Genomic DNA, 25,068 nt, shown 5'->3' with positions numbered 1-25,068 from the left:
TGTTTCTGCACGCAACCTAGCCTTCATGTTAGTTGCGCTAGCGGGGCCAGTGCGTCAGCCCGATCTTCCATTCATCGCGATCGCTGTTCGTAACACCAAGATAGTCGGTTGAATTGACGCATAAATAGCAGCGCTCATCGTTCATGTTTGTCAGCCATAACGTATCGGATGTAGTCACGCGTCGTGTCTTGTCCGTACATCCTTCGATCTTGACCCTCCACTCATATTTCTCATGGTGATTTTTGACGTAGTCGAATAGCCGCACCGTCCAAATTCCGGCAACATTCGGCATATAGATCATTTGCCCCTTCAGTCCTCCCGAGCCGTTGTGAACCAGATTGACAACGTCGTTATGGCAGAGATCGTCACCGTCCGCTTTATCGACAGGCTTCAGGATGTAGTTTGTATGTGCCGTTTTTGCGAGGCGTACATACTCACCCTCTCCGGGCCATTCGTCGGGCTCCGGTGCTGACCCAATGGCGCCTTTTTTGTCTGGCTTGTCATTGAGATGCTTGCCGGATTCAGTCAGCGTGATGCGCACCGACTGGCCCATTTTGATCAGATGCGACAGCAACTCCTTACGTATTGTCTCTAGCTTTTGATCAAATGTGCCGGGTGGGTAATCCTTGATATCTTCAATCTCTGACGGATGGCGGAAGTCGCTGAACATTTCCATGAAATCATATTTGTCGCGTAGGGTCTTCCAGACACCTTCAATCTCTTTCTTCAAGCCTTCGATTTCTTTGCGCTTTGCCTCGGTAACGCGGTAACCTTCAGTGCTTTTGGGGTCGAGAAATGCGTTGATGGTTCCGATACTGTCCGCGTAGTAGGCGGCCCAATCGGAAAGTGCCTCGACCTTGACGCTGGCATCGAAAACGACCTTCTTGAGTGGTGCCGCCTCGTCGAACTTTCGCCAATATCCTTCATACAAGCCATAGTACGGCTGAGGGTCATCGCGCACTTTCTCTTCGAATTTTTTCATGAATTCCATGATGGCTTTCTGCACTGAAGCAGGATCCTTGGGATCGAAATCCCCAATCGTGCCGCCAGCGCCCTGCGACTGTGCCGTCATCTGCCAGCGCGTGTTGCTGGCTTCGTCTTTCATCGTACTGCTCATACTTGCCATCAGGCTGCCGACATCTGGGACGGTGGCATCTATCTTGGCTCTGATATCTGTGGCGCGTTTGGTGGTTGTCGTGACGCACTGGTAAGCAACATAAAGCTCGCCGCCCATCACAACCGTATGACAGTAGTAACCGCCGTATCTGCGATGAAATTGCGCCAGCTCAGCTTCCGCGCCAGAGCTGAGTTTCTCGATCGCATCTTTGGACAGTGCCAAATCTTTGCCCGTGATGGTTTTGTTGCGTGCTTCGATTTTTTGACGCGCAATAATCATCACGGAGGATTCGCTAAGTTCAAATGAACTGATCAACTTGGCAGCAACGCCAGCCTCTGCGCCCATGTAATGCGCGCGCAGGTCCAGCTCGCCGCTCATTTCGTCGATTAGTTCTCGTGCGGTGGATGCAACCCACATCTTGAACAAGTTGGTATCCATCCCGCCTTTGCGGGCGTTCACCGGCACAATTGCAGCGTCGCTGCGTTCGTATTTTAAAGAATCGTAGCCGGCCCGTGTATCGTAGTCTTTCAAAGAGCGGACAGTGATGGAATTGCTGAACTCAAATAGAGTGGTGTCTTCTGACATGGGTAAAATCTCCAACAAAAATAACAAACAAAAAAGAAAGTGTATTCAACCTAAGGGAAGGATTGGTTGACGTAAAGTAAGCTTGGTGGTTCCGCGGACGAGAACAGACCGCGTGTTCAAAAAGAAAAAGCCCCGCCAGATGGTTCTGACGGGGCTTTTGTTCACTTTGGAAATTAGCAGCTGTAGTAGAGCTTATATTCCATTGGGTGTGGGGTGTGCTCGTAGGCGTAAACCTCTTCCCACTTCAGCTCCATGTAGCCTTCCAGCTGGTCTTTGGTGAAGACGTCACCGGCCAGCAGGAAGTCGTGGTCGGCTTCCAATGCTTCCAGCGCTTCGCGCAAGGAACCACAAACCGTCGGGATCGCTGCCAGTTCTTCTGGTGGCAGATCATAGAGGTCTTTGTCGGAAGATGGACCTGGGTCGATCTTGTTCTTGATGCCGTCAAGGCCAGCCATCAACAGGGCTGCAAAGCACAGGTATGGGTTAGCTGCCGGATCGGGGAAGCGGGCCTCAACACGCTTGGCCTTGGGGCTTTCGGCCCATGGGATACGCACGCAACCCGACCGGTTACGGGCAGAGTAGGCGCGCAGAACAGGGGCTTCAAAGCCCGGGATCAGGCGCTTGTAGCTGTTTGTTGATGGGTTGGTGATCGCGTTCAACGCTTTGGCGTGCTTGAGAATACCACCGATGAAGTACAGTGCTTCTTGTGACAGGTCAGCGTATTTGTCGCCTGCGAAAAGCGGCTTGCCGTCTTTCCAGATCGACATGTTGACGTGCATACCTGTGCCGTTATCGCCAGCGATTGGCTTGGGCATGAATGTCGCTGATTTGCCGTAAGCCTGTGCCACGTTGTGGATCACGTACTTATATTTTTGCAGCTCGTCCGCCTGATGGGTCAGTGAGCCAAAGATCAAGCCCAGCTCGTGCTGGCAAGACGCCACTTCGTGGTGGTGTTTGTCGACCTTCATGCCCATGCGCTTCATGGTGGACAGCATCTCAGAGCGCATTTCCTGCGCATCATCGATTGGGTTCACAGGGAAGTAGCCGCCCTTGACGCCCGGACGGTGGCCAGTGTTGCCCATCTCGTATTCGGTGTCGGTGTTCCATGCGCCGTCGATTGCATCAACTTCGTAGGACACTTTGTTCATGGAGACGCTGAAGCGCACATCGTCAAATACAAAGAATTCAGCTTCTGGGCCGAAGTAGGCAACATCACCGATGCCCGATGACTTCAGATACTCCTCGGCTTTCACAGCTGTACCGCGTGGATCACGGTCGTAGGCCTCCATGGTGTCGGGCTCGACAATGTTACAGTTAATGCAGACTGTTTTCTCGGCGTAAAACGGGTCAACATAGGCGCTATCCGCCTGTGGCATCAGTTTCATGTCGGACTGGTCGATAGACTTCCAACCCGCGATGGAGGACCCATCAAACATGAAGCCTTCTTCGAGGAAGTCTTCGTCAACCAGATCAGCCACAACCGTGACGTGTTGCAGTTTGCCGCGCGGATCAGTGAAACGGATGTCGACATAGTCGGCTTCCTCGTCTTTGATCAGTTTCAGAACAGCTTTGTTGTCCATCTATGATGTCCCTTTTTGTAGTGTAGATTGAATTTTAGAGTGCGTCGTCGCCGGTTTCCCCGGTGCGAATGCGAATGGCTTGTTCGATCGTCGAAACAAAGATTTTGCCATCGCCAATTTTGTCGGTTTTGGCGGCCCCGATAATCGCTTCAACAGCGCTATCGACCTGATCGTCAGCAAGGACGACCTCGATTTTCACCTTGGGCAGAAAGTCGACAACATATTCAGCGCCGCGGTAAAGTTCGGTATGGCCTTTCTGGCGGCCGAAACCTTTGACCTCGACCACAGAGAGGCCTTGCACGCCAACCTCTTGTAGTGCTTCTTTCACTTCGTCAAGTTTGAACGGTTTGATGATCGCTTCGATCTTTTTCACGGCGCGCGACTCCCCTTTGGTGTTTCGTCAGTGGTGAGACCATTTCTCTTGCATAGGGACAATTCGTGGCAGAACCTGAACACAAGCTGGCTCTGTGAAACACTACGTATTGCCTAATTTTTGTGCAAGTTGGTTCTTTATGGAGCGCTTTGCAAACTTTGGATGCTAAAACCATGACCGAACTCCTGACTGCTGCCCAAATGCGCGCCATCGAACAGGCCGCGATTGCCTCTGGTGAAGTGACCGGGCTGGAACTGATGGAGCGCGCGGGGCGGTGTGTTGTGGAGGCTATTTTCGAGGAATGGCCGGATTTGGCGCCGTCTTGGGGGCCAACCCCCAAACCCCCGGAGTTTACTGGCCAAGATGATGAGGGACATCGCTCCGTTGTGCTTTGCGGGCCGGGGAACAATGGCGGTGATGGGTTTGTTGTGGCCCGCCTGCTGAAAGAAGCGGGGTGGGACGTTGAGGTGTTTCTGTATGGGGATGCAGAGAAGCTGCCGCCGGATGCGCGGATGAATTATGAGCGGTGGGGGGAGATGGGTGGGGTCTACCCAACGGATGACTCCATTGATCTTTTGGAGTATGGCCTGCGATCTTATGTCGATTTGTATCGACCAGACCTATACGTCGATGCCATTTTCGGTGGGGGTTTGTCGCGTCCCATTCCTTATGAAGAGAGAATAGGGGAAGAATACGTCGGCGTTCTTGGCGGGGTGTCTCCAGGATCGGAGATGTGGCCCTATTCTTCTCATAAGGTTTGCGCAATTGACGTTCCATCAGGGTTATGTGCGGACAGCGGTCGTGTGCTTTCGCCAGATAACAGCAGACTGTCCATTCTTGCTAATTTGACTGTGACGTTTGAGCGCCCGCGTGTAGGTCACATATTGGGTGATGGGCCGGAGTATTGTGGAAAGGTGACTGTCGTTGATCTTGGAATCAGCGCTCAGACCAAATCAACACTACACCATATTGATGCACGCTTTGACCTCGGTAATAAGCAAAAGTCTCAGATGCCGTCTTCGGCAAAAGTGGTGGACTTGGGCATCGTCGAAAATCACATAGATTGGTTAAAGAGTGATCGGCGCGCAATGTCCCTGATCAAGGGTGCGCGGCAATCTCACAAATACTCTCACGGCCACGCCCTTATCCTCTCTGGCGGCGTTGGCGAAGGCGGCGCAGCACGTCTTGCAGCCCGTGGGGCTTTGCGTGTTGGGGCAGGCGCTGTGACATTGGGCTGTCCGCCTGCCGCGCTGATCGAGAATGCGGCGCAGTTGAATGCGATCATGCTGTGTGCGGTGAAGGATACGGATGGGTTGGACGCGGTCCTGGAGGATGACCGCATCAATGCGCTTTGTGTAGGGCCGGGGATGGGGATGAGCGATGAAAGTCGTGGTCTTGTTGAGACAGGCCTGAAGAGCCGGCGGGCGATGGTGCTGGATGCGGATGCTTTGACTCTGATTGGGCGCGATGCGCGGCTCTTTTCCAAGTTACACAAGAAATGTGTTCTGACGCCGCATGGAGGAGAGTTCGCACGGCTGTTTCCTGATCTGGCGGAGAAGCTGGCAGCACCTGCAACAACAGGTCCGGCATACTCGAAGGTTGATGCCACGCGCGAGGCGGCAAAGCGGGCAGGGTGCACAGTGCTTTTCAAAGGCCCCGATACGGTGATCGCTGAGCCATCAGGACGGTGCAGTATCAATGCTTCCGTTTATGAGCGCAGCGCGCCATGGCTAGCCACCGCAGGCTCAGGGGACGTTTTGGCAGGCTTTATCACGGGCCTTTTGGCCCGTGGATTTCCCCCGATGCAGGCCGCCGAAGCCGGCGCTTGGCTGCATACCGAATGCGCGCTTTCCTTTGGTCCGGGGCTTATTGCCGAAGACTTGCCAGAGGAATTGCCGAATGTCTTTCGTGCCCTTGGAATTTAAGCGATTTTTCCTCTCGCATCCTGCGCAGTCCTTTGCTAGACAGCGCGCAACCGGGGGCAGGCCCAAAACCTGCCCCTTTTGATCATGCGGGTGTGGCGGAATTGGTAGACGCACCAGATTTAGGTTCTGGCGCCGCAAGGCGTGGGGGTTCAAGTCCCTTCACCCGCACCAAAGTTTTGTGAAAGAAGGACAGCACATGCAGGTCACCGAGACCCTGAACGAAGGCCTCAAGCGCGGGTATGTGATTACCGTGACAGCCGCCGAACTGGACGCCAAGGTTGAAGAAAAGCTGAAAGAAGCCCAACCCACTGTCGAGATGAAGGGTTTCCGCAAGGGTAAGGTGCCGATGGCACTGTTGCGCAAGCAGTTTGGCCAGCGCCTGATGGGCGAAAGCATGCAGGAAGCCATCGATGGCGCGCTGACATCGCATCTGGAAGAAACAGGTGACCGCCCCGCAGCCCAGCCTGAAATGAAGATGACCAACGAAGACTGGAAAGAGGGCGACGACGTTCTGGTCGACGTTTCCTACGAAAAGCTTCCAGAGATCGAAGACGTAGATTTTAGCAAGATCAAGCTTGAGCGCATGGTTGTGAAGGCCGACAAGGATTCTGTGAAAGAAGCCCTTGATAATCTTGCTGAAAGCCCGCAGGCGGTGACTTACGAGCCAAAGAAAACCCAAGCCAAAAAAGATGACCAGGTCGTGCTTGATTTCGTCGGCAAAGTTGATGGTGAGCCTTTTGAAGGTGGTGCCGCTGAAGACTATCCGCTGGTGCTGGGCTCAAATTCTTTCATTTCTGGGTTTGAAGATGGCCTGCTGAAAGTCAAAGCTGGCGACGAAAAAGACGTCGAGGTGACATTCCCTGAGGACTATCAGGCTGAGAACCTTGCCGGCAAAAAGGCTGTATTCTCTTGCACGATCAAGTCCGTCAATGGACCCAAAAAACCAAAGATCGATGATGAGTTGGCCAAGAAGTTCGGTGCCGAAGACCTCAAAGCGCTGAAAGATCAAATCACAGAGCGCTTGGAAGCCGAGTATACTGGCGCATCACGGGCCGTAGCAAAGCGTGGCCTACTGGACGCGTTGGACAAGAAGGTGAAATTCGATCTTCCTACGTCGTTGGTTGAGGCAGAGGCCAACCAGATTGCCCACCAGCTGTGGCACGAGGAAAACCCTGAGGTTGAAGGTCACGATCACCCCGAAATCAAGCCAACCAAGGAGCATAACAAACTGGCCGAGCGTCGTGTGAAGCTGGGCTTGCTTCTCGCCGATATCGGTCAAAAAGCCGAAGTTTCGGTGACCGATCAGGAAATGACCCAAGCCATCATGAACCAGGCGCGTCAGTACCCTGGTCAGGAACGCCAGTTCTTTGAGTTCGTTCAGCAGAATGCGCAGTTCCGTCAGCAACTTCAGGCACCACTGTTTGAAGACAAGGTCGTTGATCACATCTTTGAGCAGGCCACTATGAAGGACAAAGACGTGTCCAAGGAAGATCTGCAAAAAGCTGTTGAAAAGCTCGAGGAAGAGTAAGCTCTTACCGTGATTGTTCAGGAAAGGCGCCCTGCGTAGGGCGCCTTTTCTTTTTTGTTCGACGGTTGTCGCCTACATCTCAATCCGGAAGAGCGCGAAACCACTGTCGCTGGTGCCAGCAGGTGTGATCTTCATGCCAGCAACGCTGTCGGCGTAGGCCGCACCCGCTGGGCCCGTTTCAAACATCAAAGATGTCCCAGGCAGTGGCACAAATGACCAGTTTGCATCAGCTTTTGGATCAACTGTGCCTTGTTCCACAATGTAGCGCACGATGACGTCGCGGTTTGTGTCCGGTCCTTCAAAGACGATCGTATCGCCCAAAGCACCCGGGAAGCTGCCACCGCCAGAGGCCCGGTAGTTGTTGGTGGCGATGATGAATTCCTGATCTGGATCAACCGGTTGCCCATCGAATTGCAGGTTGATGATCCGGTTGGCATCGGGGTTGATCACCGCGCCCTCACGGTCGAACTTGGATGGTTGCGTCAGGTCGATCTGGTAAGTTACCCCATCCATCACATCAAAGTTGTAGCTGGGGAAGTCAGGGTTCAAGAGGACGGCATCTGTCGCCCCCGTCTCGACCTGATTGAACATCCCGGCAGAGCGCTCGAGCCAATCCTTCACCTGTGCGCCGGTTACTTTCACGGCGCGGACGGTGTTGGGATAGAGGTAGAGGTCGGCGACATTCTTGATTGCCACATCGCCAACGGGCACATCGGTAAAATACTCCGGCCCGCCGCGACCGCCGGCCTTGAACGGTGCGGCCGCGGACAGGATGGGTAGCCCTTCGAATTCTGTGCCGGTCAGTTGGTCTTCGATGTACCAGCGCTGTGCGTTTGAGACGATTTGCACCGATGGATCGTCCGCAACCAAGGCGAAGTAGCTGTGCAGCGGTGCTGCGGTCTTGCCGACCGCGGTCCGCACGTAGGCGAGCGTTTCATCGTGCACATCCTGGACGGAAGCCAGAACAGGGGCGAAGTCTTCGACCAGCGGTGTGACGCTGCGGTCTTCTTCGCGCTGTGAAATGGGCCGCGCTTCCGACGTATGTGACAGGACGCGCCAGCCGGGTCCATCGCGTTCCAGCAGCAGATCGACAAGGCCCATATGGCTGCCCCAGAAACCACCCATCACGCCGGGTTTGCCTCCGATCGTGCCTGCCGCCGGATCAACGCCTGCCCAATCGTCATAGTTGGATGACGGGAACACCAGATGGCTGTGACCGGTCAGGATCGCATCGATCCCATTAACAGCAGCAAGCGGGATCGCCGCATTTTCCATACCGTCCTCGGCATTCGCATTGCCGATGCCAGAGTGGCAGAGGGCGACGATGATATCGGCCCCTTCCTCTTTCATCTGCGGAACATAGGCGCGCGCACTTTCAATGATATCGCGGGCCTGCACATTGCCTTCCAGATGCTTGCGGTCCCAGTTCATGATCTGTGGAGGCACAAAGCCGATCAGTCCGACCTTGATCGGTGCGGCGTTGCCATCGCCATCGGTAATCTCACGTTCAAGGATTGTATAAGGCGGCAGCAGGGTAGTGTCGGCGGTGGGTGATGCGCCCATGTCTTTGACCACATTGGCCGAAACAATAGGGAAGGCGGCGCCAGCAACAGATTTCATCAGGAATGAAATGCCGTAGTTGAATTCGTGATTGCCCAATGTCGAAGCGTCAAAGCCCAGTGTGTTCATGGCGGTGATCACCGGATGCATATCGCCTTCTTTCATGCCCCGTTCATAGGCGATGTAGTCGCCCATCGGATTGCCTTGCAGGAAATCCCCATTGTCGAGCAGCAGTGAATTGGTGCTCTCGGCGCGTACCGCTTCAATGATGCTGGCAGTGCGGGACAGGCCCACGGTGTCGACAGGGCGGTCAGCGTAATAGTCGTAAGGAAAGACATGCACGTGCAGGTCTGTGGTTTCCATAAGCCGCAAATGTGCTTGGCCGGTGGCTGCGTTGACGGAAAACGGGTGTAGCGCGACAAGCCCGGCAGACCCTGCGATGAAATGACGACGATTTAGGCGCAATGACATTTGAAACCCCCAAGTTTGAATGATGCTGTCAGTAAACGCCTGCATCACGGATGTGACAAGGGCATGTCACCGAAGCGGGGTCAGGATCGGCGGCAGGGGGCCTACTGTTGCAGCATGGCTTATTCGTCATAGAGCCGGTTTTCGTCGTTGTGTTTCAGTCTTGCTTCGATCTCTTTCTTGGTTAGTCCGCTTTGCGTTTGTGCGAACAGCGCTTCGCCATAGGTTGGTAGCCCATCGACAGGTGCCGCTTGATCAGGCGCCCAAAGTTTGGAACGGATGATCGCCTTGCCGCAGTGGTAGAATGCCTCTGCGACGCGCACGACGATGGCAAAATCTGGGACGCGACCCTTGATCGCCATGCTTTCGCGCAAAGAGGCGTCGCGCACAATCTGGGCGCTGCCATTGACCCGGACAACTTCGTTTCTGTTCGGGACAAGGAAGACGATGCCGATCCGCCCGGTTTGCAGGATGTTTTCAAAGCTGTCGAAGCGATGGTTACCGGGGCGGTCAGGAATAGCCAGAGTTTTCGCATCAACGACCTTTACAAAACCGGCTGGATCGCCCTTTGGCGACGCGTCCACGTTTCCCTCTGCGTCAACGGTCGAGATCACAATGAACGGACTGCGCTCAATCCAGACACGGCAATGATCATGGATATGGTCGAGGACCTTCAGCGTTTGCGCGGGATGTATGCCATCGATGATCGCGCGGATTTCCGTTTCTGTTGTCAGGACGTCGGTGGGTTCATAGTGCAATGGCTTTTCCGTCAGTCGTTGGTGCGTGCCGGGATGCTACGAGTGCAATGAGGCAAAAGGCCAGAGCCTTTGCAACGAAAAAGGCCGCCCCTGACGGAGCGACCTGATGTCTTGCACAAAGATTGATTGGCTTAGTCGTCTTCGCTTTCCTCTGCCGGTGCCTCTTCTGCGACTTCAACACCGGCTGCTTCGGCCAGTTCTTCATCATCAGATGCAGCAGCGCCGATATCGTCAAACAGTTCCTGAATTTCAAACTCAGCGGCTGCTTCTTCTTCGGCTGCAAGTTCGGCAATCGACTTACCAGCGGCTTGCAGTTCTGCTTCTTCAGCAGAACGGGCGACGTTCAGCGTGATTGTCGCAGCGACCTCTGGGTGCAGTTCGATAGAGACGTCGTGCAGGCCCAGTTCCTTGATCGCACCCAGCAGAACAACCTGCTTTTTGTCGACAGAGAAACCAGCTTCGGTTGCGGCCTCGGCGGCGTCACGCGTGGTGACAGAGCCGTACAGAGAACCTGCGTCAGAGGCAGAGCGGATCACGATGAATGTTTCACCGTCCAGCTTGTCAGCCAGCGCCTGTGCTTCTTTTTTGGTTTCCAGGTTGCGTGCTTCCATCTGGGCTTTTTCAGCCTCAAAGCGTGCCAGGTTGGCGGCGTTTACCCGCAGAGCTTTGCCCTGTGGCAGAAGGAAGTTACGTGCGTAACCTTGCTTGACGGACACAACTTCGCCCATCTGGCCAAGCTTTGCCACGCGCTCAAGTAGAATAACGTCCATGTGCTTTATTCCTTACTTTACGGCGTATGGCAGCAGGGCAAGGAAACGGGCACGCTTGATCGCACGGGCGAGGGCGCGCTGGTTTTTTGCACCAACAGCAGTAATACGGGCGGGAACGATTTTGCCGCGCTCAGAGATGTAGCGCTGCAAAAGGCGGGTGTCTTTGTAGTCGATCTTGGGGGCGTTGTCGCCCTCAAACGGATCGGACTTACGACGGCGGAAAAATGGTTTAGTAGCCATGATTTTTTTTATCCTTATCTACAGATCAACGACGTTCGCGGCGTTCGCCACGTTCTTCGCGCTTTTGCATTTGCACGGAAGGGCCTTCCTGGTGTGCATCGACCTTGATGGTCAGCACGCGCATGACGTCTTCGTGCAGGCGCATCAGGCGTTCCATTTCCTGCACGGCAGGGGCGGGCGCGTCTGTGCGCATAAAGGCATAGTGCCCTTTGCGGTTTTTGTTGATCTTATAGGCCATCGTCTTGACGCCCCAGTATTCGTTTTCCAGCAGCTTGCCGCCGTTGTCGGCAAGGACGGTTCCGAAATGTTCGATGAGGCCTTCAGCTTGCGTGTTGGACAGGTCCTGACGCGCAATCATGACATGCTCATATAGCGGCATGCTTACTCCAGTTCATATATCGGCGCATTTCAAAGGATGGGCAGTTGACCTTGCGTGCGTCCCATCCACGAGAGGCTGCGCAGTTCATACAGTTTGCAGCAAGGATGGGGCCTTATACAGCCGCGAAAGGGTGATGCAAGCCTTGAAACACTGCGAAATGGAGTCCTTTGCGCAACAAATTCAGATTTCTTAACGATGCCTTGACGTTGCCCCTTTATTGCCCCGTTTACCACGGAGTTTGGTGGTACGCGACAAGACGGAGTAACCCGATGACCGATATGAATGCTTCTACAGTAGATTTTGCTGGTGATATCGCGCGCAACGCGCCTTTTGAGGTTGAAGAGATCTTTTGGGGCTACAAGGTACGATCCGGTCGCGGCGCCCCGATATCTGTTATGCTGGGGCAGGCGGTTTGCTTCTTCTTCGGCGTTTGCCTTTTGACCGCCTGCTTTGGAGTCCTCGTACTGCCGACGCTGTTTTTTGATGGGGGTGCGGGCATCATGCGCGTTGGTGCGGCCACTTTGATGGGCGCGGCCGCTTTCTATTTATTGTGGTTCGCAAGCCGCGGTAGTCTGGCGGAGGTTCACGTTGACACAAGCCTGGATGAAGTGCGTGAGGTTGTTTGCAATCGTGCTGGTAAGCCCACGACGGTTGCGGCTTATGGGTTCGAAGAGATCGGTGGCGTTTTCATCGAGGAAAACGAACACGTTGGTGCGGCGCAGCTGATCATGCGCTACCGCAACACATCCCAAGTTGTTCTTGTCGCGGAAGGTACAACGGCGCAACTGATGCCTTTGCGTGATCGACTTGCACATGATCTTTTAGGCACAACGGCACCGGTTCAAACCGCCGCCGCTTGATCGCGTCGACGCAGCGCTACTGCGTATTGCTGAACAACTTGTGTTCATTTTTGAAGCTTTGATATGACTGTTTTTGCGTTATCTCCTGCGCACGCCCGTTCATTCGCTTGGAGATTATATCATGAAGACACTTATCGCGTCCGCACTTGTCGCTGCAGCAGCAGTTACAACACCAGCCTTTGCAGCACCTGAAAACTACGTTCTGGATGCCAGCCATAGCCAGATCATGTTCACCTATAACCACCTTGGTTATTCAACCACCTATGGGCTATTCTCTGGTTTTGAGGGCGAAATCGCCTTTGATCAGGAAGATCCAGCCGCGTCCTCTGTGAGTGTTTCGTTCCCCGTGCGTACCATGTTCACGGGTTGGGAGGCACGATTTGATCACTTCATGGGTGATGACTTCTTTGGTGCTGACGAAGACGAAATGGTGACTTTTGCGTCTACCGGCATTGAGGTCACTGGTGATGATACGGCCTTGATCACAGGCGATTTGACCCTGAATGGAGTAACCAAGTCGGTCGTGTTGGACGCGAAACTGAACCAAGTTGGCATGCACCCGATGGCGGAGAAACCTTGGGCTGGCTTTGATGCGACGACAACATTGCTGCGATCGGACTTCGAAGTCGGTTCGTTTGCACCGTTTGTCAGCGATGAGGTTGAGATCGCGATTTCGATTGAAGCGATGCAGGCCGAGTAAGGATTACCCAAAACCACTCACGTTTATTGGCCGCGTCTGCGAACAGACGCGGCCATTTTTATTCGCGTGTCGCAGTCAGCGCGATGTCGACAGTGACCGCAAATGCGAGATTACTTTCATCACTCATGCTTTGGCCAATTTGGAAAGTGCGGCGGTCAATGGTGACAGAGCCTTCCATTTGCGCGGTGTCACCATCTAAGGTCAGCGTGAAGGGCAGGGCCAAAGGCGCGGTGATGTCTTTGATCGTCAACGTACCATCCGCCACGTAGCTGTCGCCATCCGCAACAATGTCCGCCGCAAATACGGCGGTGGGGAAAGCCGACGCATTGAAAAAATCGGTTCCCAGTGCGTCGTTTGTGACTGAACCGATTTTCAGCGATCCAATCGATATTGTCGTTTCAACAGAACCACGCGTGCCTGTCGCGTTTTCGTCAAATGAGATTGCAGACCTCCATTCGCCAAAGGCACCTGTCACGGGGCTGTTGAATTGCGTGATTGTCAGCCCAATCTCGCCCTCTGTTACAGTCCATTCCGATGAAACTTCTGCCAGATCTGCTTGCGCGACCTCTGACTTTACACTGTAAAATCCCGCCGCAGCACCCGCACCCGTTGCAGCGCCGTAAATCACCAAGGCTGCGATGGGGGCCACCAGATTGCCCGTATGGGCGCCTTGTGCGCCGGCATCCGTTTTGCCAAACCACATGCGACGCAATGTGGCGTCTTTGTCGATGAAGTGATGCTTGAGGGCGCCGGCCATATGCAACATGATCGCGCCAACCATGATTTTGCTCCAAACCCAATGCAGACCGCCGAACAGTTTTGCGATCGCATCGTCCTTTGGCACGAAAGGGAGATCTTGACTGATTGGCAGAAAGTGCGGCGCGAAGCCCTCGGTGGCGGCATGGTGGATCCAGCCGGTCAACGGGACGGCAACCAATGAGATATAGAGAAGCCAGTGTACCAGTTCAGCCAGCAAGGTTTCGGCCCTGCGATCTGGGTGCAGTGAAGCCGGTTTGGGCTGTGTCAGCGCCCAGACAATCCGCGCCAAAGCGACGATGAAGACCAGGATGCCAAGCGTCTTGTGAAATGAGAAAAGCTGCGCTTTGAATGCGAGTTGTTCGTTTGTTTCATAGGGCAAACGGTTCGCAATCGCCCCAAGCGGGATAACGGTGAGAATAAAAAGCGCAGTAAGCCAGTGGAATGTTTTTGTCACTGTGCTGTACGTGACGGGTGAAGGCGTGGTGGACATGGTCGTCTCCGGGAATAAGCTGGGTTCGGTTTAGCATCTTGCTAAGCTTACGCACAGCGCGTGATATTTATTCTTATGGCGGTACAAAAAAGCACGGTTACTTGTGTGCGTGGGCCCGGCAGGATAAGCCTTTGCCAACATTGCCAAAACAAAAAGGGGCCGTTTCATGCGCGCATTCGTATTTCCGGGGCAAGGGGCGCAAACCATCGGTATGGGCAAGGCGCTGGCTGATGCCTATCCGGCATCAAAAGCCGTTTTTGACGAGGTCGACGCGGCCTTGGGCGAGAACCTTTCGGGGTTGATCTGGGATGGTGACATCGCGGCATTAACCCTAACCGCCAATGCCCAACCTGCCTTAATGGCGACGTCAATGGCAGCGATGCGCGCGCTGGAGGCGGAGGGTGTGACCATTTCGATGGCTTCGTTTGTTGCGGGTCATTCGTTGGGTGAATATTCAGCTTTGGCGGCCGCCGGCGCGCTGTCGATTTCCGACACCGCCCGTCTGCTGCGTGCGCGTGGCAATGCCATGCAAGATGCGGTGCCTGTAGGTGTTGGCGCTATGGCGGCAGTTCTGGGTCTTGATCTTGATGCTGTAAAGGACGTGGCCGACGAAGCGGCGCAAGGTGAGATCTGTCAGGCTGCAAATGACAATGATCCTGCTCAGGTTGTGGTTTCCGGACACAAGGCCGCTGTTGAGCGTGCTGTTGACATAGCCAAGGCCAAGGGGGCCAAACGTGCGCTGTTGTTGCCGGTCAGTGCACCATTCCATTGCAGTCTGATGCAGCCCGCGGCTGATGTGATGGCCGCAGCCTTGGCAGAGGTTGAAATCAAGACACCGAAGGTACCAGTGGTCGCGAACGTCGTCGCGGAGGCCGTGACTGATCCAACCGAACTCCAGTCCTTGCTGGTGGATCAGGTGACGGGGTCGGTGCGTTGGCGTGAAAGTGTGATGTACATGGCGGCAAAAGGTGTCTCTGAGATTTTTGAGATCGGCGCAGGAAAGGCGCTATCCGGGATGGTCAAGCGCGTCGATCGCAACATTGCAACATCTGTGGTGGGTACGCCGAACGATGTTATAGCCGCGGCGGTTGCGTTGAAATGAAATACATAAAGAAGGATCGTTAAATGTTTGATCTGAATGGAAAGAATGCTCTTGTTACCGGTGCATCCGGCGGCATTGGTGGCGCAATTGCGAAAGGTCTTTATGACGCCGGAGCAACGGTTGCTTTGTCTGGAACCCGGGTGGCACCACTAGAGGAATTGGCCGCATCACTGGGTGAGCGGGCCCATGTTCTGCCGTGTAATTTAAGTGATGCAGAGGCGGTAACAGCTTTGCCTAAACAGGCCGCCGAGGCAATGGGATCGGTGGATGTCTTGGTGAATAATGCCGGCATTACCCGCGACAATTTATTCATGCGAATGTCTGACGAGGAGTGGGCGTCGGTTTTAGAGGTTAATCTGACGTCCACAATGCGTCTTTGTAAGGGTGTCATTCGCGGTATGATGAAGGCACGTTGGGGGCGTATCGTAAATATTTCGTCCGTTGTGGGTGCGACCGGCAACCCGGGACAGGCGAATTACGCGGCCTCGAAGGCCGGTATGGTGGGTATGTCAAAGTCGATCGCCTATGAGGTGGCCAGCCGGGGCATTACCGTCAACTGCGTGGCTCCGGGTTTTATCACGACGGCGATGACCGACAAACTGACCGATGATCAAAAGTCAGCTATTTTGACCCAAGTACCTGCCGGACGTATGGGTGATGCCGATGAAATTGCAGCTGCCGTTTTGTATCTTTCGAGCCCGGAAGCTGCATATGTGACGGGTACCACCTTGCATGTGAACGGCGGCATGGCCATGTTCTAGCAAGTCGCTGCGTTGAGTGGTGTAAAGCGTTTGCCATCGCGGATTTCTCTGCTATAGGCCACGCAGATTTGCCGAAAGGTGCATGTGACGTAACGTCAAAATGCGCTTCGCAGATAAGATCGCGTCCTGTGAGGGACGCAAGAGTTTGGGCGCAAGCCCGAGGAACAACGGGTGTAAGCCCAGAAAGACATGAGGAATTGATATGAGCGACGTTGCAGACCGCGTACGCAAGATCGTTGTAGAGCATCTTGGTGTTGAAGAAGACAAAGTGACGGAAGCTGCGTCCTTTATTGATGATCTTGGCGCAGACAGCCTGGATACTGTTGAGCTGGTGATGGCCTTTGAAGAAGAGTTTGGGATCGAGATCCCTGATGACGCGGCAGAAACAATCCAGACATTCGGTGATGCGGTTAAGTTCATCGACGGCGCACAGTAAACGTCTGAGACAATTCGTTAAGCGGCGCCCTTTGGGGTGCCGTTTTTCTTTGCCGGTTGCCTTATCTGGCGAACCACATCCACGTCGTTCAGTCCGATTGATCTTTGAAACTGAATGCCGTTGTAGTGTTTGTTGCCCCACATCACGATGCCAGGTGTCCACTGATTGTCGATTTCAACCTCGACTTTGGTGCCGATAGGTAACGGTTTTTCAGCCCCGTGTCGCAGCTTTAGACCGTGACAGTTGATGTCGACAAGCATGCCGGGCTGATGGTCGCTCTCTGATTTATAGTGTGTTGGGTATGTCGTATTGTGTCGTTTCGCACGCCGTTTTCGCCTTGTTCGCCAGCGTCCAATTGCCGGCACGACAGTGATGGTAGTGGCCGTTGCCACCAGCATGATTACAAGCGAGCGAGGCTGAAGGACCTCCTCTGCGATGGTATTCAGCGTTTCTGCGACCTCTGCCAGATCTTCGGCGTCACTGTTGGAACCACCGTTGCGATTGCTTGCCGCTGCTGCGGCCGAGTCGCGTGCGATTTGCGCGTCGCTGCATCGCAAGCTCGATAAATGTTGACCAACTTCCGTTAGATTTACCCGGGCCTGTCGGTCAAAGTGTTTGCGCACCGATTGCGGGTCATCAAGACTAGTGCCCCGCAGCAATGAACGGGTGTTTTGCATAAAGCGCATAACGTCGGCACCGTGTCCGGTGAAGCTGTTGCCATCAACGGCGCGAAGCATGTCACGATTGCTGACGTCGGCAGCCATGCGGCGGATTTGCCTTATATCTGTGGAAAACAGCGACGACCCAGGATCGCGCGCGAGCCTGCTTTGGATGCTGTGCATGTTGTCCAGACTGGCGATGAGCAAGCAGTTGGCTTGTGCCGTAACGCCCACTCCTGACAACCCAATGATCAGGCAAATTGCCAATCCGGTCTGACCCAAGGCGCTGTTCCCATTTGCGGTTTGACCGCAGCGTAGGGGTAACCCCTTAATCGTTCGTGAAATGACAAGGTGCAATCCTCGCCGATCACGATTGCTGCACTTGCCCCTGTCATGGTCGCTGGGCTATTAGTGCAGACAAATACGCCAAGAGGTGAGGGCAGAATATGCGTCGTGTTGTTGTTACAGGGCTGGGGCTGGTGACACCCCTAGCGGATGGTGTCGAAAATACATGGGAGCGCATTCTTGATGGTCAGTCTGGGGCTGGGCCGATTGCTGGCTTTGATCCCAGTCGGCTGACAACCCAGTATGCCTGCGAAGTGCCTCTTGGTGACGGCTCTGACGGCACCTTTAATGCCGATGCCTACATGGAACCCAAGGAGCAGCGTAAGGTTGATACCTTCATTCTTTTTGGGATGGCTGCGGCACAGCAAGCGGTCGAAGATGCGGGCTGGATGCCTGAGGATCGTGATGCGCTGGAACGCACCGGTGTTCTGATTGGGTCTGGCATTGGTGGTCTGAATTCGATTGCAAATACCGCTGTGATGATGGCCGAGAAGGGCCCGCGCCGTGTGTCGCCTTTCTTTGTGCCCGGTGCGCTGATCAATCTGATCTCCGGTCAGGTATCCATCAAATATGGGTTCCGCGGGCCGAACCATTCTGTTGTCACAGCTTGCTCGACCGGTGCCCACGCGATCGGTGATGCGTCGCGTTTGATACAGTATGGTGATGCGGATGTGATGATTGCAGGCGGTGCTGAGGCTGCGATCTGCGAGGTTGGTATGGCCGGGTTTAACGCCTGTAAGGCATTGAGTACCAAGCATAACGATGATCCAACGGTAGCTAGCCGCCCTTGGGATACTGATCGTGATGGGTTTGTTATGGGTGAGGGTGCTGGTATTGTTGTGCTTGAGGAATATGAGCATGCAAAAGCACGTGGCGCGAAGATTTACGCGGAGATTTTGGGTTACGGCCTGAGTGGTGATGCCCACCATATCACGGCCCCACCGCCAGATCATGAAGGCGCGGAACGTGCGATGCGCGCGGCCTGCCGTAATGCAGGCATTGATCCCAGCCAGATTAACTATGTGAATGCGCATGGGACATCGACGATGGCGGATACGATTGAACTGGGCGCTGTTGAGCGGCTGGTTGGCGATGCTGCGTCTTCGCTGAAGATGTCATCGACGAAGTCTATGACAGGCCATCTTTTGGGCGCTGCGGGTGCGATTGAGGCGATTTTCTCGATCCTCGCTATCCGTGATCAGGTCGCGCCGCCGACGATCAATCTTGATACGGTTGATTGCGAGACGGTTGTCGACCTTTGCGCCAATAAGAAAGTCCCTGCGAAGATTGATGTGGCGCTGTCGAACTCCTTTGGATTTGGCGGCACGAACGCCAGTGTTGTATTCGGGAAAGTAGACTGATGTGGCGCCACATCGCTGCGAATGCTTTCACATTTTTGATCGTCGGATTGTTTCTTTTGGCGGGTTTGGTCGCTTGGGGAACCCGCCAATATAGCTCTGACGGTCCATTGCAGGCGGCGATATGTCTTGAGGTGCCCGGTGGCACCAACTTATCGAAACTGAGTGCAGATCTGGTTGAGAAGGGCGCGATCTCATCGCCGTTCATTTTCGAGATTGGCGCAGACTACACTGAAAAGTCGGGTTCCTTGAAGCAGGGCCGCTTTCGCGTGCCTGAACAAGCATCCATGGAAGAAATCATCGACATCGTGACCCGCGGTGGCCGCAATACATGCGGTGCCGAGGTGATTTACCGTGTCGGGATTAACCGTACTATTGTTGATGTTCGCGAATTGGACCCTGCGACAAATGATTTTGTTGATCTGGCAAGTTTTCAGGTCGTTGAAGAGGCTGAGGTGCCTGCGGCCTATACCGCCGTGCGTGAAGCTGGTGACGCGACTTATCGTATTGTGATCGCGGAAGGTGCTACAAGTTGGCAGATTTTGAATGCTTTGGGTCAGATGGATATCCTGCAGTTGGACGTCACAGACGTACCGGCAGAGGGTTCCTTGGCCCCGCAGGATTATATCGTGAAAGAAGGGGATACAGTTTCTTCTGTATTGACCCGCATGCGCGACGCCCAAGCGGCCATTATGGCTGAGGCATGGAGCAACCGTGTAGAGGGTCTGCCGTTGATTTCGGCCGAGGACGCCATGGTTCTGGCCAGTATCATTGAAAAAGAGACCAGCGTTCCCGATGAACGCCGTCAGGTTGCAAGTGTTTTTGTCAATCGTTTGAACCGTGGCATGCGTCTGCAAACCGACCCTACAGTGATCTATGGTATCACCCGCGGCGAGGGTGTGCTGGGCCGTGGTTTGCGACAAAGTGAGCTGCGTGGTGCGACGCCGTGGAACACATATGTGATCGAAGGTTTGCCACCGACGCCGATTGCGAACCCGGGCAAAGCCGCGATTGAGGCGGCCCTTAATCCTGATACGACGGAGTATATTTTCTTTGTAGCTGATGGCACCGGCGGTCATGCATTTGCGACCAATCTAGACGATCACAATCGTAATGTTGCCGCCTGGCGCGAGATTGAAGCCGAACGCGCCAACGACGGCTAACGCGCTGTTTTTCATAATTAATGGTTAACAGTGCGCACGATCGCACTGTCTAGTTTGATTGACATTTGACCTGTAAATCTAGTAGTTTCGCGTTGCTAGAAGACCGGGGTTGGTTGAACACGATCCTTGCCGCTCGACCGTAACGGAAGTTTCCTTACAGGTCAGAATTACAATGAATGATGAACGTGAAATGGTGCCTGATGGCATCAATTTGGCAGCCGAAAGGGTGGCCGAAATAGACAGGTTATCGCGAGACATTCGCACGCGACTACAAGAGATGGTGGCGGATATGAACGAGGTCTCCGCTCCAAATCTCAAGGCAATCTGTACGAAACTTGATCTTTTACATGCGGCTCACCTCAAGGTGTTGACTGCTGAGGACGCATTCCATGCAAAAATCGGAACTGACCCAGACGCAGATGCCGTCGACTATGACGCCGTCCGATCTCAAGTTGGGTGCCGACTTGATCGCCTCCGCCAAAGCCTCTTGGCAGAAGGATTTCCTTGCGATGCTGACACCAGAGCAACTTGTAACGCTGCCCTATCTGTTCGACTTTTGGGCGATGCCGCACCAGATCGCACCAAGCGGTGATTGGCGTACTTGGGTGATTTTGGGTGGGCGCGGTGCGGGGAAGACCCGTGCTGGCGCGGAATGGGTGCGCCGAATGGTTGAAGGGGCGTTGCCCCATGCGCCGGGTGCGGCCCGCCGGGTGGCACTGGTAGGTGAGACCATGGATCAGGCCCGTGAGGTGATGGTGTTTGGCGACAGTGGTATTCTGTCCGTTTGCCCACCGGATCGCCGTCCTGAGTGGATTGCGGGCCGCCGCATGCTGGTTTGGCCCAATGGGGCCGAGGCGCAGGTGTTTTCGGCGCATGATCCCGATAGTCTGCGTGGACCGCAGTTTGATGCGGTTTGGGCGGATGAACTGGCCAAGTGGCGCCGGGGCGGCGAGGCCTGGGATATGTTGCAATTTGCCTTGCGCTTGGGCGACAGCCCGCGTGCCTGTGTCACGACCACCCCGCGCAAGTCGCAGATGTTAAGTGAATTGCTGGAATTGGACACCACCGCGGTGACCCATGCGGCGACGCAGGCGAACCGGGCAAATTTGGCCGATAGCTTTCTGAAAGAGATTGAGGGGCGTTATGGCGGCACATCATTGGGGCGTCAGGAGATGGAAGGCGTGATGTTGACGGAAGTGGAGGGTGCGCTGTGGACCGCTGCCGATCTGGCGCGGTGTCAGGTGGCTGAAGCGCCTCCGCTTGACCGGATTGTCGTCGCGATTGATCCGCCGGGGACGTCGCACGCCGGGTCTGATGAATGCGGGATCGTTGTGGCGGGTGTGTCCATGAAGGGCGATGTGCATGATTGGCATGCGGTCGTGCTGGAGGATGCCTCCATGGCGGCGGCGCGCCCCTCCGCCTGGGCTGAGGCTGCGATAGCGGCGATGCGCAGGCATGGGGCCGACCGGCTGGTGGCTGAGGTTAATCAGGGCGGTGATATGGTCGAGGCCGTCTTGCGCGGCGTTGATGCGATGGTGCCTTACCGGTCTGTGCATGCCACCAAGGGCAAGGTCGCGCGGGCGGAGCCTGTCGCGGCGCTTTATGAACAAGGGCGCGTGTCACATGTGCGTGGATTGTCTGATTTGGAAGATCAGATGGCGCAGATGACCAGCCGTGGGTTTGACGGCAAAGGGTCGCCCGATCGTGTGGATGCGCTTGTTTGGGCTTTGTATGATTTGATGATCGAGCCTGCATCAAAGTGGCGCAATCCCAGTATTCGTGGGCTTTGAGGGTGTTGCGCACTGTCCGGGACGGTGCTGTCGCGAATTCCTAAATCCTTTGCGCGAAATTGTTTTTCGTGAACTGCAGATGGTCACCACCGGCCGGCACTAGGAGTTTTGAATGTTTGAATTTTTAAACCGTACCAAGCCAGATGCGGCCCCGGTTGTTGAGGCGAAAGCCTCGGCCACGGGTCGTGTGATGGCGATGTCTAGTGCCGGTCGTGTTGCCTGGTCGCCGCGCGATGTGGTGTCGCTGACGCGGGCTGGGTTTTCGGCCAATCCGATCGGCTTTCGTGCGGTGAAATTGATTGCAGAGGCGGCGGCGGCTTTGCCTGTGGTCGTGCAGGATGCGGAACGCCGTTATGAGACGCATCCGGTGCAAGCACTGTTGGCGCGCCCTAATGCGGGGCAGGGCCGGGCGGAGCTGCTCGAGGCTTTGTTTGGGCAGGTTTTGCTGACAGGGAATGGGTATCTGGAGGCGGTGGCCGATGATACGTTGCCGGTTGAGATGCATGTGCTGCGCTCTGATCGGATGTCTGTTGTGCCGGGGGCAGATGGCTGGCCCGTTGGCTATGAGTATATGGTAAACGGTCGTAAGCACCGCTTTGCCGTGGCTGAGGGTTTGAGCCCGATTTGCCATATCAAGAGCTTTCATCCGCAAGATGATCATTATGGGTTTTCGGCCTTGCAGGCCGCAGCCTCTGCCATTGATGTGCATAATGCCGCGTCACGTTGGTCGAAGGCTTTGCTGGACAATGCGGCCCGTCCGTCTGGCGCGATTGTGTATCGGGGGGCAGATGGGCAGTCGGCCCTGAGCAATGATCAATATGCGCGGCTGTTGGATGAGATGGAGAGCCAGCATCAGGGTGCGCGCAATGCGGGGCGTCCGATGTTGTTGGAAGGTGGCCTTGATTGGAAGCCTATGGGGTTCTCGCCTTCAGATATGGAATTCCAGAAGACGAAGGAAGCTGCTGCGCGTGAGATTGCGATTGCTTACGGTGTGCCACCGATGCTGTTGGGTATTCCGGGTGATGCGACCTATGCGAATTATCAGGAAGCCAACCGTGCGTTCTACCGTTTGACGGTGTTGCCGCTGTCAACACGCGTGATGTCGGCGATTGCGGCATGGTTATCGGATTATGCGGGTGAGGATGTCAGCCTGCGTCCTGATCTGGATCAGATCCCTGCTTTGTCTGCCGAACGTGATGCGCAGTGGAAACGTGTTTCCGATGCTGCGTTCCTGACGGACGCCGAGAAACGGTCGCTTTTGGGTCTGCCTGCTTTGGAGGTTGGTGATGGAACGTAACGTCGTTGAAATGGACGGCAAGCCCCATCGCGAAGGGCCGCCACCGGCGTCCGACTATTGGTTCGCGCAGGTCGATGTGCGGCTGGGACGTATCGAATTCATGGTCACTCGGTTGGAGTGGCAGGTCTGGCTGATTGTCTGCGGATGTGCCGGTTTGTTGGTGTTTGAAATTGTTAACGCGCTGAGTGGAGCCTCATCATGAATTTGGAACATAAGTTTTGTGCGCTTGGCACTGAGGTCACTGTGACCGATGGGACGATCATCAGCGGTTATGCCTCACTGTTTGGTAAGTCCGATCAAGGTGGCGATACGGTTGAGAAGGGGGCCTATGGCGCCTCGCTCGCCAACGGGCGCGGTGTGAAAATGCTGTGGCAGCATGACCCCGCCCAGCCGATTGGTGTGTGGGACGAGGTGCGTGAGGATGCCACGGGTCTGTGGGTCAAAGGCCGCTTGCTGACGGATATCGCCAAGGGCCGCGAGGCCGCGTCGCTGATTGCCGCCAAGGCCATTGACGGTTTGTCCATTGGTTATCGCACTGTAAAGGCACGAAAGGACGACAAAGGCGGACGCCTTTTGTCAGAGCTGGAACTTTGGGAGGTGTCTTTGGTCACTTTTCCGATGCTTCCTGATGCGCGTGTGGGGGCCAAGGGAGAAGACCCGGTGGATGCCACATTGCGCGAGATGGCTGCGGCATTCGAGGGTGCGCGCCAAATGATGGCGCGGGACTGAGCCCGCCCGAGCAACGATCAAAGGATTGATTGATGAGTAAGACTGAGACCACGTCTCGGGCCGGGGAAGATATGTCTCCTGCCCAGTCTCTGAATACGGCGATTGCCGGGTTCATGAGCGATTTCAAAGACTTTTCCCACGGCGTGAATGCCAAACTTCAAAAACAGGATGACCGGATGAACAAGCTGGACCGAAAAACGATGATGACCGCCCGCCCTGCGCTGGCACAGGCTGCGGCAGAAGATGCGCCGCACCAAAAGGCCTTTGCTGCATACCTGCGATCCGGTGACGATGATGGGCTGCGTGGCCTTGAGATGGAAGGCAAGGCGCTGGGGACTTCGGTGGCGGCTGATGGGGGCTATCTGGTTGATCCGCAGACGGCGGATACCATTCAGAACACACTGTCCTCGACCGCTTCCATTCGTTCGATTGCGAGTGTCGTGAATGTTGATGCGACGTCTTATGACGTGTTGGTTGATCATTCTGAAATGGGTGCCGGTTGGGCAACCGAGGCGAGTGCGGTTGGCGAAACTGATACGCCGAAGATTGAGCGGATTTCCATTCCGCTGCATGAATTGTCTGCACTGCCAAAAGCGTCGCAGCGTCTGCTGGACGATAGCGCGTTCGACATTGAGGGTTGGCTAGCCGGCCGGATTGCAGACAAGTTTGCCCGTGCAGAGGCGATGGCCTTTATCGAGGGTGATGGCGTCGATAAGCCAACTGGCATGTTGACCTACCCCACAGTCGACAATGACAGCTGGACCTGGGGCAATCTGGGTTATGTACCGTCCGAAACTGCGGGTGGTATTACCCGCGCTGATCCGATCATTGATTTGGTTTATTCGCTTGGTGCTGAATATCGCGCCAACGCGACCTTTGTGATGAACTCCAAAACCGCGGGTCACATTCGCAAGCTGAAAGACAATGACGGTCGTTTTGTCTGGGTCGATGGCATCGCCGTGGGTGAGCCTGCGCGTTTGCTGGGGTACCGCGTTCTGATTGCCGAAGACATGCCGGATATTGATGACAATTCGATGTCTGTGGCTTTTGGTGATTTCTCTGCTGGCTACACCGTGGCTGAACGCCCTGATCTGCGTGTGCTGCGCGATCCGTTCTCTGCCAAGCCCCATGTGCTGTTTTATGCCACCAAGCGTGTTGGTGGTGCGGTCAGTGATTTTGCGGCGATCAAGTTGTTGAAGTTCGCGGTCAGCTAAGGCTGTCACCGTGAAATGGGTGCTGCGCGTCGGTGCAGTGCCCGGCCCGGGCGCACGTTTCAGACAATCCTCGCATTGTCTAGCAGTTCCCTTCCGTCCGAGCAATGCGGGGGGCGGGTGCG

At 55.1% G+C, this 25,068-nt stretch carries 24 protein-coding genes and 1 tRNA gene; 15 read left to right on the top strand and 10 right to left on the bottom strand.

Going from position 1 to position 25,068, the window contains the following annotated elements; all coding sequences use genetic code 11:
• Positions 1 to 37 precede the first annotated feature (37 nt).
• The 3 genes from ACZ1G5_RS01455 to ACZ1G5_RS01445 form a co-directional block, all read right to left on the bottom strand.
• The gene (locus ACZ1G5_RS01455) at positions 38 to 1,702 is read right to left on the bottom strand and encodes a hypothetical protein (protein WP_472731164.1); all 1,665 of its coding nucleotides are present in this window, start codon (positions 1,700 to 1,702) and stop codon (positions 38 to 40) included.
• Positions 1,703 to 1,875: 173 nt separating this feature from the next.
• Positions 1,876 to 3,282 (bottom strand): type I glutamate--ammonia ligase, encoded by a 1,407-nt coding sequence (glnA, locus tag ACZ1G5_RS01450; protein WP_472731163.1) that lies wholly within the window; start codon positions 3,280 to 3,282, stop codon positions 1,876 to 1,878.
• Positions 3,283 to 3,316: 34 nt separating this feature from the next.
• Positions 3,317 to 3,655 carry a P-II family nitrogen regulator gene (locus ACZ1G5_RS01445; protein WP_472731162.1) on the bottom strand — a complete coding sequence of 113 codons (339 nt, stop codon included), beginning with the start codon at positions 3,653 to 3,655 and terminating at the stop codon, positions 3,317 to 3,319.
• Between the two features lie 173 nt (positions 3,656 to 3,828).
• On the opposite strand from ACZ1G5_RS01445, the gene ACZ1G5_RS01440 reads away from it, so the two are divergent.
• The 3 genes from ACZ1G5_RS01440 to tig all read left to right on the top strand — a co-directional run bounded on the left by ACZ1G5_RS01440 (position 3,829) and on the right by tig (position 7,108).
• Positions 3,829 to 5,580, top strand: a complete 1,752-nt coding sequence (locus ACZ1G5_RS01440; protein WP_472731161.1) for an NAD(P)H-hydrate dehydratase — start codon at positions 3,829 to 3,831, stop codon at positions 5,578 to 5,580.
• Between the two features lie 86 nt (positions 5,581 to 5,666).
• Positions 5,667 to 5,751, top strand: a tRNA-Leu gene (locus tag ACZ1G5_RS01435).
• Between the two features lie 25 nt (positions 5,752 to 5,776).
• Positions 5,777 to 7,108 (top strand): trigger factor, encoded by a 1,332-nt coding sequence (gene tig, locus ACZ1G5_RS01430; RefSeq protein ID WP_472731160.1) that lies wholly within the window; start codon positions 5,777 to 5,779, stop codon positions 7,106 to 7,108.
• Between the two features lie 72 nt (positions 7,109 to 7,180).
• Here the strand turns inward: tig and ACZ1G5_RS01425 are convergent, their stop codons facing one another.
• The 5 genes from ACZ1G5_RS01425 to rpsF form a co-directional block, all read right to left on the bottom strand.
• Positions 7,181 to 9,139 carry a bifunctional 2',3'-cyclic-nucleotide 2'-phosphodiesterase/3'-nucleotidase gene (locus ACZ1G5_RS01425; protein WP_472731159.1) on the bottom strand — a complete coding sequence of 653 codons (1,959 nt, stop codon included), beginning with the start codon at positions 9,137 to 9,139 and terminating at the stop codon, positions 7,181 to 7,183.
• A 119-nt stretch (positions 9,140 to 9,258) separates the two neighbouring features.
• A complete protein-coding gene (locus ACZ1G5_RS01420; RefSeq protein ID WP_472731158.1) occupies positions 9,259 to 9,894 on the bottom strand; it encodes a pyridoxamine 5'-phosphate oxidase family protein in 636 nt (211 codons plus the stop codon).
• A gap of 131 nt (positions 9,895 to 10,025) precedes the next feature.
• A complete protein-coding gene (gene rplI, locus ACZ1G5_RS01415) occupies positions 10,026 to 10,664 on the bottom strand; it encodes a 50S ribosomal protein L9 (RefSeq protein ID WP_472731157.1) in 639 nt (212 codons plus the stop codon).
• Between the two features lie 12 nt (positions 10,665 to 10,676).
• Positions 10,677 to 10,904, bottom strand: coding sequence for a 30S ribosomal protein S18 (rpsR, locus tag ACZ1G5_RS01410; RefSeq protein ID WP_008235217.1), 228 nt, complete (start codon positions 10,902 to 10,904; stop codon positions 10,677 to 10,679).
• A 25-nt stretch (positions 10,905 to 10,929) separates the two neighbouring features.
• Entirely contained in the window at positions 10,930 to 11,283 is a 354-nt protein-coding gene (gene rpsF / locus ACZ1G5_RS01405; RefSeq protein ID WP_472731156.1) for a 30S ribosomal protein S6, read from the bottom strand.
• A 269-nt stretch (positions 11,284 to 11,552) separates the two neighbouring features.
• Between rpsF and ACZ1G5_RS01400 the strand changes: the two genes are divergently transcribed.
• Both ACZ1G5_RS01400 and ACZ1G5_RS01395 read left to right on the top strand, forming a co-directional pair.
• Positions 11,553 to 12,143, top strand: coding sequence for a hypothetical protein (locus ACZ1G5_RS01400; RefSeq protein WP_472731155.1), 591 nt, complete (start codon positions 11,553 to 11,555; stop codon positions 12,141 to 12,143).
• Between the two features lie 118 nt (positions 12,144 to 12,261).
• Positions 12,262 to 12,843 carry a YceI family protein gene (locus ACZ1G5_RS01395; RefSeq protein WP_472734248.1) on the top strand — a complete coding sequence of 194 codons (582 nt, stop codon included), beginning with the start codon at positions 12,262 to 12,264 and terminating at the stop codon, positions 12,841 to 12,843.
• Positions 12,844 to 12,901: 58 nt separating this feature from the next.
• Here the strand turns inward: ACZ1G5_RS01395 and ACZ1G5_RS01390 are convergent, their stop codons facing one another.
• Positions 12,902 to 14,092 carry a cytochrome b/b6 domain-containing protein gene (locus ACZ1G5_RS01390; protein ID WP_472731154.1) on the bottom strand — a complete coding sequence of 397 codons (1,191 nt, stop codon included), beginning with the start codon at positions 14,090 to 14,092 and terminating at the stop codon, positions 12,902 to 12,904.
• Between the two features lie 166 nt (positions 14,093 to 14,258).
• On the opposite strand from ACZ1G5_RS01390, the gene fabD reads away from it, so the two are divergent.
• The 3 genes from fabD (at position 14,259) to ACZ1G5_RS01375 (ending at position 16,391) form a co-directional block, all read left to right on the top strand.
• Positions 14,259 to 15,194 carry an ACP S-malonyltransferase gene (fabD, locus tag ACZ1G5_RS01385; protein WP_472731153.1) on the top strand — a complete coding sequence of 312 codons (936 nt, stop codon included), beginning with the start codon at positions 14,259 to 14,261 and terminating at the stop codon, positions 15,192 to 15,194.
• A 23-nt stretch (positions 15,195 to 15,217) separates the two neighbouring features.
• Entirely contained in the window at positions 15,218 to 15,955 is a 738-nt protein-coding gene (gene fabG / locus ACZ1G5_RS01380) for a 3-oxoacyl-[acyl-carrier-protein] reductase (RefSeq protein WP_472731152.1), read from the top strand.
• Positions 15,956 to 16,157: 202 nt separating this feature from the next.
• Positions 16,158 to 16,391, top strand: coding sequence for an acyl carrier protein (locus ACZ1G5_RS01375; RefSeq protein WP_272146625.1), 234 nt, complete (start codon positions 16,158 to 16,160; stop codon positions 16,389 to 16,391).
• Between the two features lie 17 nt (positions 16,392 to 16,408).
• Here ACZ1G5_RS01375 and ACZ1G5_RS01370 read toward each other — a convergent pair whose 3' ends face one another.
• Positions 16,409 to 17,155 carry a PilZ domain-containing protein gene (locus ACZ1G5_RS01370; protein ID WP_472731151.1) on the bottom strand — a complete coding sequence of 249 codons (747 nt, stop codon included), beginning with the start codon at positions 17,153 to 17,155 and terminating at the stop codon, positions 16,409 to 16,411.
• Between the two features lie 341 nt (positions 17,156 to 17,496).
• Here ACZ1G5_RS01370 and fabF point away from each other — a divergent pair, with 341 nt between their 5' ends.
• The 7 genes from fabF to ACZ1G5_RS01335 all read left to right on the top strand — a co-directional run bounded on the left by fabF (position 17,497) and on the right by ACZ1G5_RS01335 (position 24,946).
• Positions 17,497 to 18,756, top strand: a complete 1,260-nt coding sequence (gene fabF / locus ACZ1G5_RS01365; RefSeq protein WP_472731150.1) for a beta-ketoacyl-ACP synthase II — start codon at positions 17,497 to 17,499, stop codon at positions 18,754 to 18,756.
• Positions 18,756 to 19,916 carry an endolytic transglycosylase MltG gene (mltG, locus tag ACZ1G5_RS01360; protein ID WP_472731149.1) on the top strand — a complete coding sequence of 387 codons (1,161 nt, stop codon included), beginning with the start codon at positions 18,756 to 18,758 and terminating at the stop codon, positions 19,914 to 19,916. The genes fabF and mltG overlap by 1 nt, the downstream gene beginning before the upstream one ends.
• A 431-nt stretch (positions 19,917 to 20,347) precedes the next feature.
• Positions 20,348 to 21,706, top strand: a complete 1,359-nt coding sequence (locus ACZ1G5_RS01355; protein ID WP_472734247.1) for a DNA-packaging protein — start codon at positions 20,348 to 20,350, stop codon at positions 21,704 to 21,706.
• A 112-nt stretch (positions 21,707 to 21,818) separates the two neighbouring features.
• Positions 21,819 to 23,003 carry a phage portal protein gene (locus tag ACZ1G5_RS01350; RefSeq protein WP_472731148.1) on the top strand — a complete coding sequence of 395 codons (1,185 nt, stop codon included), beginning with the start codon at positions 21,819 to 21,821 and terminating at the stop codon, positions 23,001 to 23,003.
• A complete protein-coding gene (locus tag ACZ1G5_RS01345; protein ID WP_472731147.1) occupies positions 22,993 to 23,205 on the top strand; it encodes a hypothetical protein in 213 nt (70 codons plus the stop codon). The genes ACZ1G5_RS01350 and ACZ1G5_RS01345 overlap by 11 nt, the downstream gene beginning before the upstream one ends.
• Positions 23,202 to 23,732, top strand: a complete 531-nt coding sequence (locus tag ACZ1G5_RS01340; RefSeq protein ID WP_472731146.1) for an HK97 family phage prohead protease — start codon at positions 23,202 to 23,204, stop codon at positions 23,730 to 23,732. The genes ACZ1G5_RS01345 and ACZ1G5_RS01340 overlap by 4 nt, the downstream gene beginning before the upstream one ends.
• 32 nt (positions 23,733 to 23,764) lie before the next feature.
• On the top strand, positions 23,765 to 24,946 hold the full coding sequence (locus ACZ1G5_RS01335) for a phage major capsid protein (RefSeq protein WP_472731145.1): 1,182 nt from the start codon (positions 23,765 to 23,767) through the stop codon (positions 24,944 to 24,946).
• Positions 24,947 to 25,068: the final 122 nt, after the last annotated feature.

It is taken from the genome of Yoonia sp. JB2-21 (genome assembly GCF_055693545.1).
This window is presented reverse-complemented; position numbering and strand designations above follow the sequence as displayed.